This is a genomic window from Streptomyces sp. NWU339, from assembly GCF_003143855.1.
GTDB lineage: Bacteria > Actinomycetota > Actinomycetes > Streptomycetales > Streptomycetaceae > Streptomyces.
In genome coordinates this window covers 72234-84762 of the sequence record NZ_QFRK01000020.1, presented here as the reverse complement: position 1 = coordinate 84762, position 12529 = coordinate 72234, and the positions used below count along the sequence as shown (strand labels likewise).

14 protein-coding genes are annotated in these 12529 nt (G+C 70.4%); all 14 read left to right on the top strand.

The genetic code is table 11. The features are described from left to right. Positions 1–4 precede the first annotated feature (4 nt). The 14 genes from DIZ27_RS23145 (at position 5) to DIZ27_RS23080 (ending at position 12527) form a co-directional block, all read left to right on the top strand. Positions 5–2338, top strand: a complete 2334-nt coding sequence (locus tag DIZ27_RS23145) for a phage portal protein (RefSeq protein ID WP_109380359.1) — start codon at positions 5–7, stop codon at positions 2336–2338. Positions 2339–2450: 112 nt separating this feature from the next. Beyond that, the gene (locus DIZ27_RS23140) at positions 2451–2633 is read left to right on the top strand and encodes a hypothetical protein (RefSeq protein WP_109380358.1); all 183 of its coding nucleotides are present in this window, start codon (positions 2451–2453) and stop codon (positions 2631–2633) included. A gap of 2 nt (positions 2634–2635) precedes the next feature. After that, positions 2636–2983, top strand: coding sequence for a hypothetical protein (locus tag DIZ27_RS23135; protein WP_109380357.1), 348 nt, complete (start codon positions 2636–2638; stop codon positions 2981–2983). Further along, positions 2980–3651 (top strand): HK97 family phage prohead protease, encoded by a 672-nt coding sequence (locus tag DIZ27_RS23130; RefSeq protein WP_109380356.1) that lies wholly within the window; start codon positions 2980–2982, stop codon positions 3649–3651. Before DIZ27_RS23135 ends, DIZ27_RS23130 begins: the two co-directional genes overlap by 4 nt. Before the next feature lie 360 nt (positions 3652–4011). Continuing rightward, entirely contained in the window at positions 4012–5343 is a 1332-nt protein-coding gene (locus tag DIZ27_RS23125) for a phage major capsid protein (RefSeq protein ID WP_109380355.1), read from the top strand. Between the two features lie 78 nt (positions 5344–5421). Continuing rightward, positions 5422–5733 carry a hypothetical protein gene (locus tag DIZ27_RS23120; RefSeq protein WP_109380354.1) on the top strand — a complete coding sequence of 104 codons (312 nt, stop codon included), beginning with the start codon at positions 5422–5424 and terminating at the stop codon, positions 5731–5733. Positions 5734–5736: 3 nt separating this feature from the next. Further along, positions 5737–6426, top strand: coding sequence for a hypothetical protein (locus DIZ27_RS23115; protein ID WP_109380353.1), 690 nt, complete (start codon positions 5737–5739; stop codon positions 6424–6426). Positions 6427–6470: 44 nt separating this feature from the next. Continuing rightward, positions 6471–6896 carry an HK97 gp10 family phage protein gene (locus DIZ27_RS23110; protein WP_258308511.1) on the top strand — a complete coding sequence of 142 codons (426 nt, stop codon included), beginning with the start codon at positions 6471–6473 and terminating at the stop codon, positions 6894–6896. Further along, positions 6896–7348 (top strand): hypothetical protein, encoded by a 453-nt coding sequence (locus DIZ27_RS23105; RefSeq protein ID WP_109380351.1) that lies wholly within the window; start codon positions 6896–6898, stop codon positions 7346–7348. The genes DIZ27_RS23110 and DIZ27_RS23105 overlap by 1 nt, the downstream gene beginning before the upstream one ends. Continuing rightward, positions 7345–7626 (top strand): hypothetical protein, encoded by a 282-nt coding sequence (locus tag DIZ27_RS23100; RefSeq protein ID WP_109380350.1) that lies wholly within the window; start codon positions 7345–7347, stop codon positions 7624–7626. The genes DIZ27_RS23105 and DIZ27_RS23100 overlap by 4 nt, the downstream gene beginning before the upstream one ends. A gap of 33 nt (positions 7627–7659) precedes the next feature. Continuing rightward, positions 7660–8238 (top strand): phage tail protein, encoded by a 579-nt coding sequence (locus tag DIZ27_RS23095; protein ID WP_109380349.1) that lies wholly within the window; start codon positions 7660–7662, stop codon positions 8236–8238. Positions 8239–8336: 98 nt separating this feature from the next. Then, a complete protein-coding gene (locus tag DIZ27_RS23090) occupies positions 8337–8852 on the top strand; it encodes a hypothetical protein (protein ID WP_109380348.1) in 516 nt (171 codons plus the stop codon). Next, positions 8825–8977 (top strand): hypothetical protein, encoded by a 153-nt coding sequence (locus DIZ27_RS23085; protein ID WP_375231998.1) that lies wholly within the window; start codon positions 8825–8827, stop codon positions 8975–8977. The genes DIZ27_RS23090 and DIZ27_RS23085 overlap by 28 nt, the downstream gene beginning before the upstream one ends. Before the next feature lie 4 nt (positions 8978–8981). Continuing rightward, on the top strand, positions 8982–12527 hold the full coding sequence (locus tag DIZ27_RS23080) for a hypothetical protein (RefSeq protein WP_109380346.1): 3546 nt from the start codon (positions 8982–8984) through the stop codon (positions 12525–12527). Positions 12528–12529 lie beyond the last annotated feature (2 nt).

The following is a 12529-nucleotide window of genomic DNA, read 5'->3' as shown; positions in this document are numbered from 1 at the left end:
CGACGTGAGCTACTACAGGAACCGGGCCCTGCGCAGGGCAGCCGAGACGCGGGCCGCGGCCGGCCTGGACACGCTGCGGGGCCGGCAGCCGGTCACCGTCGCGTCGATCGGCGGGCAGCAGTCCCTCACCATGGCCCTGGACGCCGAGGCCCGCGGCTACGCCAACAGCGCCGTGGCGTACCGGTGCGTTGCGGCGATCGCCGACAACGGCTCCTCGGTGCCTCTGGCGGTACGGCAGCCGGACGGCTCCGTGATCGACGGGCACCCCGTCGCGCACCTCTTCAACAAGCGGCCCAACCCCCTCATGTCCGCCCGCGTCTTCAAGTCGCTGATGCTCCAGCAGGGCGAACTCGCCGGGCAGGCGTTCGTGTGGCTTGACCGCGGCGAGACCGGCCTCGGCCCCGTCACCGAGATGCACCTCGTCTATGACCAGGTGGACATCATCGTGGACAAGCCGCTCGCGCAGCGGCCGACCACGACGAACATCGTCGGGTTCATGGTCCGCCGCCTCGACGGCACACAGGTGCCGGTGCTGCCGGAAGAGATGCTGTGGCTCCGGTACCCCCATCCGTTCGATCCGCTGGGCTGCCTGCCGCCGTGGCGCGCAGCGAGGCATGCGGTCGACATGGACGCGTACGCCCGGGAGTGGCAGCGCTCCAGCTACGCCAACGGGGCCCGCCCGACTGGCGTCGTCTACCTCGGCGACATGAACGAGAACGAGTTCAACCAGGTGAAGGCCGCATGGCGCTCCAGCATGCAGGGCCCGGAGAACGCGGGCAAGAACCTGCTGGTGCGCTCCACACCGGGCGGTGGCGGGCAGGCCGGCGGGAAGGGCATCGGGTACGAGCGGCTGACGTTCACCCCGGAGGAGATGGCCTACCTCGAGTCGCGCATGGCCAACTCGGCCGAGGTCATGATGGCGTTTGGCATCCCTCACGACTACCTTGCGGCCGGCACGACGTACGAGAACCGCAGCGCGGCGAAGGCCACCCTGTGGTCGGACACGATCAGTCCGAAGCTGGAGATCATCGGCAGCGAGATCGATCGCGTGCTGCTGCCCTCCGACATGGAAGAGGCTGGGTGGGATCTGGCTGGGGTGGCCGCGCTCCAGGACTCGCAGGACTCGGTGGCCAACCGCACCCGGGCGTCGGTGTACGCCGACACGCTGACGATCGACGAGGCGCGTGCCGAGCTGGGCTACGACCCGCTGCCGGGCGGCCTCGGCGTCCACACGCTCACGCCGTACCGCAGCCAGTTCGCCCCTGTGCAGGGGCAGGCCGGCAGCGACGATGCCCGGTCGTGGGACGCGGACTTCTCCCGTCTGCTCCAGCCGACGCCCGACGTGACGGCCGTCGTCGAGCGGACCGTCGAGACCGTGCTGACGCGCCTCCTCGGTGGTGCGCCGCCGCAGGTCGACGCCCGTCCGACGCCCCGTCGACTGGAGCTGACGCGTGCGGACGACGCCCCGTCGTCGCCGTCGCTGACGGACATCAACGAGGCGTACGACGAACTGGAGCGGGCCGGCCGCCGCGCGGTGCAGGCCCTCGCGAAGGAGCAGCGGGAGCGGGTGCTGAGGGACTTCGACCGGCTGATGGCCAAGCCGCAGCGCAGCGCGCAGTGGCTCGAGGAGACCCGGACGCAGGCGTGTGCCCTCGCTCGCGAACAGTCCCTCACCCTCGCGCCGCCGGACCCGGAGCAGGTGCTGGCCGCCCGCCTCACCGACATGGACGTCGCCACCGGCCCGGACGGGTGGGAGGAGCGCATCAAGGTCCGCGAGATCTTCGACGGCCGGTACTGGAAGCGCCGCACGGCAGAGGTGGTGCGCCCGTTCGTCGAGCGAGTGTGGAAACGAGGCGGCACGGAGATCATCGGCAGCTTCGACCTGGACGAGCCGGACGTTGCGCAGGCCCTCAAGGACCGGATCGACGAACTGTCGGGGCAGGTGACGGCGACGACGGAGCAGGTGTTGCGGGCGCAGCTGCTGGCGGCGGGCGTGGCTGAGGGGGAGTCGATCCCGGAGCTGCGCGCCCGGTTGCAGAAGGTGTTCACGAACCTGTCCGACTTCCGGGCGACGATGATCGCGCGGACGGAGACCGTCGGCGGCTACAACCAGGCGTCGTTCCTGGCGGCACTGGACGCGGGCGCGGTACGGAAGACGTGGCTGGCCACGGCCGACAAGCGGACCCGGGAGACGCACCGGCAGGAGAACGGCCGCAGCGTCGCGATGAACAAGCGGTTCACGCTCACCAAGTCGCGGTGGCCGGCGGATCCGACCGCCCCGGCCGCGCAGTCCATTCAGTGCCGGTGTGCGCTGACCTTCGAGTTCGAGGAGTCCTGACCGTGGCGCAAGACCCGAAGAAGGGCCAGAAGACCACGCGGCAGCCGGGCCGTAGCCCTGTACCGCTGCCGCCCCCGCCGCCGCCCGTACCGTCCCGACAGGAGTCCTGACCATGAAGGTCCTTAACCGTCTGCTGCTGCGCTTCGGCTACGTCCTGGCGCCTGCGCCGCCGAGCGCGAAGATGCTGCGCGAGCACGCCAACGTGTCCGAGACGCACCACCCGTCCCGTGGGGGACGGACCGTGGCGTGGCTGCGGGGCATGGCCGATCTGATCGACGCGGGCAAGGCGGTCTGAGCATGGCGACGTTGCTGCGCGGTGAGGTCCGCGCGATCCTCCAGCCCGCCGGGCACGGCCAGTACGAGGGCGCGTACTGCCCGCCCGGCGTGCCGTTCGCCGAGGTGCGCCGCGGGCCGTTCGACGGGAAGCAGGACATCGCCGTCCGGCCGGACCCGGACGGGGAGGTGCCCAAGCTGATGACGTTCGGCAACGGGCAGGTCGTCTACGAGTACGACGGCCGCGACAAGCAGGGCCGAGCCGTCTACCGGTACGCCCCCAAGCTGTCCAGCTCCCACCGGGACGTGATGAACGGCGTCGCCGAGGTGTACGCCGAGAACGCCCTGAACAAGGCCAAGGAGGGCCAGTGAACGAGATCGAGTTCCGCATCTTCGACACGGCAGAGTTCCGCGTCGGCGACGACGAGGACGGCACCTTCAACGGCGTCGCCTGCCAGTACGGGAAGAAGGACAGCTACGGCACCACCTTCCAGCCCAAGGTTTTCCGGCGCGGCATCGACAAGGGCGCGTACGCCTACCTGTGGATGCACAGCCCGTTCGACCCGATCGGCACCTTCCGCGCGGATGAACAGGACAACTTCCTGCACATCGACGGCCTGTACGACAACACCGCAGCCGGGCGGGACGCGCGCATCAAGGCCCGGTCAGGAAGCGCACGAGAGTTGTCCGTCGGGTTCGTCAGGACCGACCTGCCCGACTGGAAGAAGCTCGCCGAGATGAGCGACGAGGACCGCGACGACACGCTGAACAACATCCGCTCGGCGCGGCTGGTGGAGGTCTCGCAGATTACGGCCCGCATGGCCGCGGTACCCGGCAGCAAGCTGAAGACGGTGCGCTCTGCCTTGGGCGCGCTGTACACCGAGACGGGTGAACCGACTCTCGCCGAGCGGCTGGCGGCGTACGACCGGGAGCACGGACGGGACTCGGCGATCGCGCACGAGGTGGAGCAGGAGAGGCGCATGCAGGAGCGGGCACGCCGTGCGGCGTGGCTGAAGCTGACCACCGTGGGAGGCACGTGATGGGCCGGTTCAGGAGCAAGGCACAGTGGCGTTGGGCCTTCGCCAACAGGAAGTCGTTCGCCCGGCGTTGGGCTCACCGCAACCAGCGCAGCGCCCCGTACCGCTCGCTCCCGGCGCGGCAGGGCGCGGGCCGGGGCGGCCGACGACGCCGGTAGACGCCTCGTCGGGGAACGCGAATTGCAGCCCCCACCCACACGACACCCCGTGATCGATCTACCCTCCCCACATCCGGGCCGCTCGCACCGGACGTAAAAGCCGCGAGCCTTGCCGGGCGCGATCCACCGGCCGTGACAGACGGACGCAGCAACCCATGACGGATGGGCGGCTGTCGTGCCGTCCACGGACCGAGAGGACCGGCCAATGAGCGCACGCCGAGCACTCGGCTACCGCAAGGGCCGCGCCGCCAACGGCGAGGACCCCCGCAAGCGGTACCCGATCTACCCCATCAAGGGCGGTGCCCCGACCCTGCTGGAGCAGCGCGACGAAGTCGCCAAGCTCCTCCAGGACGAGAACTACGACGGCGACATCGACGAGCTGCTGAAGCGCGCCGACGACATCGCCGCGAAGATCGAGCAGGCCAACCAGCGGGACGCACGCCTGCGCGCGCTGAAGGCCGCGCAGCTCCCCGCCGGAGACCCGGCCCCGGACACCCGCCGCGAGCAGCCGGGCATGCAGCCCGACGACAAGGGCAACGAGCACCCCCTCACCGTCGCCGAGCGGTTCATCCGCTCCAAGGCGCTGGAGGAGTACCGCGCCCGCGGCCTGCGCGGCGAGTCCGGCGCCGTCTCCTTCGAGCAGCGCGACGCGCCCACCGGCACGGTCACCACCACCAACGGTGTGCCGACCCGGCCCGAGCGGCAGCCGGGGCAGATCCCGCAGAACCCTGACTTCCCGCTCCTGATCGCGAACCTGCTGGACAGGCAGACCTCCAGCGGCAACACGCTGGAGTACGTCCGCGACACCACTGGCCCCGTCTCCGGACCGGGCACGTGGAACAAGGCCACCGTCGTGCCCGAAGGCACGATGAAGCCGCAGTCCGGCCCGTTCACGTGGGACACCATCACCACCACGCTGAAGACCGTCGCTCACTGGGTGCCGATCACGAGGCAGGCCGCGGACGACGACGGCCAGATGATGGGCTACATCAACGGCCGCCTGACGTACGGCCTGGAGTACCAGCTCGATCGGCAGATCCTCACCGGTAACGGCGCCATGGAGATGCAGGGGATTCTTACCACCCCGGGCATCGGCGCCTACCAGCCGGAGGCGGGGAACACCGACCCGAAGCTGATCACCCTCCGCAAGGCCAAGACGCAGGGTGAACTGGCGCTGTACCCGCCGGACGCGGTGGTGATGAACCCCCTCGACTGGCAAGACATCGAACTCGACACCGACGCCAACGGGCAGTTCCGCGTCATCACCTCGGTCACCGACTCGGGCGCGCCGATGCGGATCTGGGGCCTGACCGTCGTCACCTCCGTGGCCATGGCCGCAGGCACCGCGCTCCTCGGCGGCTACCGGATGGGCGCCACCCTGTGGGAGCGGCAGGGGATCACGATCCTGATGACCGACTCGCACGCGGACTTCTTCCTCGCGAACACGCTGGTGATCCTCGCCGAGCGGCGGGCGAACGTGGCCGTGCACACGCCCCGCGCCTTCGTGAAGGTGACGTTCGATCCGGCTGCTGCCTGATCCCTGACCGGGCGCGGCCGACCGTCCCCGGCCGCGCCCACCCCGCCACCCCTTCCACACCACGTGAGGAGCCATCTCATGGCCGCACGCAGCAAGAGCACCCCCGACGAGACACCCCAGCAGGCCACCCCGGAGCAGCCGAACGCGGCCGTCATCCGCACGCAGGAGTACGACGCAGGCGAGGGCTGGGCCGTCGGCCAGACCGCCCCGCAGGACGCGTACCGCAAGCTGGACGCCGCCGGCACCGGCGGGCCCACCGGCCCGGTCGTCCACACCCACCCAGGCGGCTACGCCCGACAGATCGTCGCCAAGGGGCAGACGATCACCGAGGGCGTGCGCCGGGAGCTGGACGCCGCCGACGAGTCGGCCGCCGAGGGCGAGCAGGGCTGACCCATGGCGTACTGCTCGATCGAAGCCGCGCGCGACGCGGGTGTCACCGGCGACGACGCCGTGGTGGCCGCGTGGATCACGGCTGCCCAAGAGGGCATCGAGCGGTACACCCAGCAGTGTTTCGAGCCAACTGACCTGGTGGTGGTGGCGGACGTCGGCGCGGATGGACTGGTCATCCTTCCGCGCCGCGTCCGCTCGGTCACCGCGGTCATGCCGGTACTGGAGCCGGACGACGGCACGTCAATCCCGGACGCCGCGTACCGGTTCACCTCGTCGCGGGTGCTCGGGCAGATCGACGCCGTGCACCTCGCGTGGGGCGGATACGACGACCTGGTGGCCGGGGCCGAGTCGTACAACGGGGGGTGGCTCGGCCTGTGGGAGCGGTGGGGCGCCGAACAGGTGAAGGTCGTCGGTGAGTTCGGGTACGACGAGGTGCCGCTGCTGGTGCAGCAGGCGTGCGCGATGCTCGCCGCCGATCTCCAGGCGAAGGCCACCCCGCCCGACGCGGACGCCGCCGAGGATGCCTCGCTCCAGGTGGACGACGAGGGCAACAACGTCGCCATCGAAGACGGCACCGACGACGGGCCGTCGGAGGGCGTCGTCTCCCCGTCGTCGTCCACCGGGTCGACGCAGGTTGACGCCCTGTTGGTGGGCTACCTCAACCGCGGCGCGACGCTGATCGGTGGTGTGTGATGGCGCGCGTCCGGTCGACGGGCCGTCTACGGCTCGGCACTTCGGTGTCGACGCAGATCAACACCCGTCAGTACGAGCGGGGCCTGCGCCGGTACTTCGGTCGCATGTCCGACGACGTGAAGCAAGCCGTCAACCGCACCCGCATCGACGTCCAGAACGAAGCCCGCCGCCGCGCACCGGTCGACACCGGCCGACTGCGCTCCAGCATCGTGTCCCGGGCCGAGGGCTCCGGGCGCAGCGTCGGCTACGTCATCGGTACGAACGTGAACTACGCGGCGGCCGTCGAGTACGGCACCGCCCCGCACGTCATCAAGCCGACGAAGAAGAAGGCCCTGTACTGGCCGGGCGCACGGCACCCGGTCGCACAGGTCAACCACCCCGGCACCGCAGCGAAGCCGTTCCTACGGCCGGCCATCGAAATGACCGAGATCTTCTGGCGGGCGCACGCCTCGCAGATCGGACGGCGCTGATGGCCGCCAGCACTGCGGGCGCCATCAAGGCCCGCCTCGAGTCTCTCGCCTTCGGCGTGCCCGTCTTCCGCGACGGCGCCCGCGAGGGCCAGGCGCCGCCGTTCATCGTCGTGCAGGAGGGCATGCCCGCCGGCCTGGACCGCGCGGGGAACGGGGACTTCGGCGACCCGGACGCAGAGATCAACATCGTGGAGACCGTCACCGTCGACCTGGTGCAGCAGGCCCGCGTGAAGATCGGCCCGAAGGCGACCCGCGTCACCGAGCGGTACGGGCTCGCCGAGGCAATCGCGCACGCCCTCCATGGCTGCCGACTCCCCGCCCACCCGGCGAAGGTCACCGCCGTCCGCGTGGACGACATCGACCGCATCCCGATCGAGGACAACCAGGTCCGGCACTCGATCACCGTGCACGTGCACCGCGAGCTGCTGCGCGAGGAGGTGATCCCCGGATGAGGATCACGTTCGTCGAACTGCCACGGGACGAGGTGCTCGCGCAGCTGGGCCCGCACTGGCCGGCCCGGCCCGGCGCCACGGTCGCCCTGATCGGTGAAGCGGTCGCGGTCACGCACGGCGCCGTCGCCATCCACACCACCGACGGCCAGCCCGGCCGGACGTGGTGGGCCGTGGACGGACTGATCGTCCCGCAGGACGCCGGCCCGCTGCCCGACCTGCCGGGGTGCCCGGTGGCCACCGTCCCCGACCCCGCCCCTGCTACCCCACCCCTGACGTAAGGGCCGGACCCCGGCACCAGGAAGGAACCCGAGATGCCCATCTCCCGAGTGACGAAGCTGTACGCCGTCGAGGACGCGAAGATCTTCCCCCTGCTGAGCGACCCGGAGGGCGGCGAGCCGTCGTACGGCCCCGGTATCGACGTGCCCGGCATCAAGAGCATGGAGGTCTCCGGCGACGTCGAGGTCAAGGAGCTGCGCGGCGACAACGGCCTGTTGGACTCAGACGCCACGATCTCCAACATCACCGTGTCGTACCCGCACGCGAAGCTGAGCCTGGACGTGCTGGTGGCGCTGATCGACTCCGAGGTCACCGACTCGGGCACCACCCCGGCGCAGAAGACGAAGTGGTCGCTGAAGCGGGGCGCGAAGCCCCTGCCGTACAAGCTCGTCGGGAAGACCCCGACGGGCGGCGGTGACCTCGTCGGCGGCGACGTCCACTTCAGCCTCCTCAAGTGCGTCATGTCCTCGTTCCCGGGCCTGGGGCTCGCCGAGGAGGACTACCGCACGATCGAGAACGAGGCCCGCGCCGTGCCGCTGATCAGCACCGGCGAGTGGATCGACATCGACATCAACGAGACCGCGGTCCCGATCGAGACGGCCGCGACCCCGTGATCTCCGGGCGGGGCCCGCGTCTCTCGCTCAGCGCCCGCCCCGCCCGGCTCTCTCCCCATCCGCAGGCCGAAACCCGGCACTCACGTAGGGACACCACCATGACGCACGGCCTTGACCTCCTCGCCGACGGCGGAACCGTCGACCTCGCCGACGGCACCAGCGTGCAGCTCCGCTACAGCATGCGCGCCCTCGCACTCCTCGAAGCCCGCTACGGCTCCGTGGCCGCCGTCCAGTCCGCCATCGACTCCACCGGCAAGGGTGCCGCGTTCGGCCCGATCATCCAGCTCGTCGGCGCCGGAGCCGTCGGCCCGGGCGGGTTCGAGCCGCACTACCGCGAGCACCAGGACGCCAAGGGCGAACGGAAGATCTCCGGCGACATCGTGTTCCGCCGCCGCACCGACGGCGCGGACATCGCCGACCTGCTCCACCCCGGCCGCCTCAGCCAGTACGTGGACGCGTTCAACGCTGCGTTCTCCAAGGCCCTCGAGAGCCTGGGAAACGACGACGAGACCCCGGACCTGACCGCCGCGATCGAGACGGTTTCCCCTGGGCTGAGCTCTACTACCTCGCCGTCGGTGCCCTCCACATTCAGCCCGGCGCCTTCTGGGACATGACTGTCTGCCAGCTGCTGACGCTGGCTGAGCAGCACCAGGCCGCCCACCAGAGCGGCGGCCGCCGTGAACCCGAACCCGCCGACGGCGCATCCCTGCTGGGGTTCGCCACGATGAACCGGAGGTGACCCGATGGCTGACGACATCAACCTGCCGAACCTGGTCAGCCATCTCGCGGTCAACCTCGACGGCGTGTCCGGCGCGATCGGCGACGCGTCCCGGCAGGGCTCGGCCATGGGCTCCGCGCTCGGCCAGGGAATCAACCGGCAGTTGGATGACCTGCTGCGCAACCTGCCGCAGGTCACCATCGACGGCGACAGTGACCCGCTGGACCGCGACCTCGCCCGCGTCCACCGGCAGCTGGCGCAGCTCGACTCGCAGCGCATCGGCGTCGACGTCTCTGTGGGCGACGCGCTGCGCCAGCTCGAAGACCTCGAGACGAACCTTCAGCGGATCGGGGATCAACACCCCAACGTCAACGTCCGCGCCGCGACGGCTGCGGCTGCACGCCAGTTGGAGGAGCTGCGGCAGGCTGCACGGCAGGTCGATGACACGGACGTCCATATCGACGTCGACGTGGACGAGGACCGGCCCAACCGGCTCACCGGCATCCTGAGCCGCATCCCCGCGGTGGCCGGGTCCGCGGCCGGCGCGATCGGCGGGATCGGGAAGGCCGCGGCCGGGCTCGGCGCCGCGGTTCCCGTGGTGGCTGGGCTGGCTTCGACGCTGGCGAACGTGGCGCCGGCGGCCGGGGTTGCGGTCACCGGCATGATGTCGGTTGCGCTGGCGCAGGGCACCGTCAAACTCGCGGCCGTCGGGATGGACGACGCGCTGTCCGCAGCCTTGGACCCGTCCAAGACGGAAGAGTTCAGCGAGGCACTGGAGAAGCTCAGCCCGTCGGCGCAGAAGTTCGCGACCGCCGTCCGGGACATCTCCCCGCAGCTGCGCAGCATGCAGCAGGCCGTGCAAGAGGAGGTGTTCCGCGGGCTCGGCGCCAACCTCGAGCGGACCGCGAAGAGCGTGCTGCCGGTCCTGCGCACGAACCTGCTCTCCTCGGCGACCGCGATCGGGGACATGGCGGCCGGGGCGATGGGCGCGGCCCGGGAGCTGGCAGACAACGGCACCTTGGGCAAGGCGCTCGGCTCGGCGAGCAAGGGCCTGCAGAACATGTCCGGGATTCCGGGCGTGGTGGTCACGGCGCTGGGGCAGATCGGCGCCGCCGCCGGACCGTCCTTCGAGCGGCTGACGTCGGCGGCGGCGGACTCGGCTGCCGGCATCGGGGAGCGGCTCGGCAAGGCGTTCGAGTCGGGGGCGATGCAGGACGCCATCGAGACCGCCATCGACCTCATCAAGGATCTCGCGGACATCGCCGGGAACGTCGGCCAGATCATCGGCGGGATCTTCAAAGCCGTACCGGAAGGCGGCGGCGGGCTCGTCGGCACGCTCCAGCAGGTGACGCAGGCGATCGCCGACGTCGTCAACACGCCCGAGGTGCAGGGCGGGCTGCGCGCCATCTTCGAGACGATGAGCACCCTGGCATCGACGGTGGCCCCGCTGCTCGCACAGGCACTGAAGGCGATCGGGCCTGTGTTCGAGGCGCTCGGCCCACCCGCACAGACGCTGATCGAGGCGCTCGGGGACGCGCTTTCGCCGATCATCGAGGCGCTCGGCCCGGTGCTGGTGGTGGCGGCGCAAGCGGTCGGCGCCCTGGTGGAAGCCCTGTCCCCACTGCTGCCCGTGATCGGCGAACTCGCGGCGGCCCTGCTGCCCGCACTGACACCGCTGCTGGACGCCGTGGTGACCGTGTTCCAGGCGCTCGCCCCCGTCGTCGGCACCCTCGCCGGCATCCTTCAGGAGACCCTGGCGCCGATCCTTGCCGAACTACCGGCGATCATCACGCCGTTGGCGGATCTGCTGGCGAACAACCTGTCGACCTGGCTGACGATCATCGGCGACCTGCTCGTCGAACTCGCCCCCTCCTTCGTGCAACTCGGCACGTCAGCCGCCGAACTGATGGTCGCCCTGGGGCCGCTGATCACCGCGGTCGCCGGGCTGGTGGCGCAGCTGGCAGAGGCCCTCATGCCGGTGATCCAGCCGATCATCGGACTCATCGGCGGGCTCGCGTCCATCCTGTCCGGCAAGCTCGCCGCGGTGATCTCCAACGTCGTCGTGCCGGTGCTCACGGTCATCACCCAGCTGCTGTCGGGCGACTTCTCCGGCGCCTGGCGGACCGCGAAGGAGGGTGTCGGGCAGGCCGCCGAGTTCATCTCGCAGAAGGCGGGGGAGATCGGCCGGTGGGTGGGCGAGGCCGTGGGCAAGGCGGTTGAGTGGCTGCGCGGGCTGCCCGGCCGGGCGATGACTGCCCTGTCGACGCTGGGCTCCACACTGTCCACGGTGGTGACGGGCGCGGGCCGCACCATGGTGACCGCGATCAGCGGCAAGGTCACCGACGCGGTGGACAAGGTGCGCGGGCTGCCGGGGAAGGCGAAGACGGCGCTCGGCAACCTCGCGGGCACGCTGGCTTCCGCCGGGCGGGACCTGATCGCCGGGTTCATCTCCGGGATCACGTCGAAGATCAGCGACGTGCAGTCCACCCTGTCCAGCCTCACCTCGAAGCTGACGGACTGGAAGGGCCCGCCGAAGAAGGACGCCAAGATCCTGACCCCGGCCGGTCGGCTGCTGATCGAGGGGTTCATCAAGGGCATCGACGGCACCACGGCCAAGCTGCGCTCGAAGCTGGCGTCGATCACGAAGGCGCTGCCCGCGAACGTGCGCTCGGGCTACGGCAAGACGCTGAAGAAAGCGATCAGCGAACTGGAGAAGCTCACCACCAAGCGGGACGCGGTCATCAAGAAACTGGCGGCCGGTCAGAAGAAACTCGATGACCTGCTGAAGGCCCGCAGCAAGGCGGCCGGGGACATCACCAAGGGCATCCTCGATGAGGCCGACATCACCACCGGGTACGCCGACGTCAACAGCGTCAGCGCGATCACGGTCGGGTTGCAACAGGCACTGAAGAAGACCACCGAGTTCCAGAAGAACATCGCCAAGCTGAAGAAGGCCGGGCTGCGTAGCGACTTGCTGCAGCAGATCGCGGACGCGGGAGTCGAGGCCGGCGGGGCGACGGCGGCCGCGTTGGCGCGGGCGACCCCGGCTGAGCTGAAGCGGATCAACACCCTCCAGGCGCAGCTCGCCCGGTCGGCGAAGAGCACGGGTGACACGGTCGGCGACGCCCTGTACTCGGCGGGCATCCGCGCGGCTCAGGGCCTGGTGGCCGGACTGAAGTCGCAAGAGAAGACCATCGAAAAGCAGATGGCGAAGATCGCGACGAGCATGCTGAAGACGGTCAAGAAGAAGCACAAGACGAAGTCGCCGTCGCAGGCGTTCCGCTGGATCGGTGAGATGGACGGCCGTGGCCTCGAGGTGGGTCTGCTGGCCACGGTGGGCCGGGTGCGGGCGGCGGCCCGGACGGTGGCCGGTGCGGCGCTGGACGTCGCCACGGGAGTGGGCGGTGCGCTCGCGGTCACGCCGACCGCCGGACAACTGGCCACGGTCACGGCCGGTGCGGTCGGTGGGCGGGGTGACCAGTACAACACGATCCATCTGCATGGGACGCAGGCGACGCCGGACGAGATGCTGCGCGCCCTGTCGTGGCGTGGCCTCGTAGGGAGGCGATGACG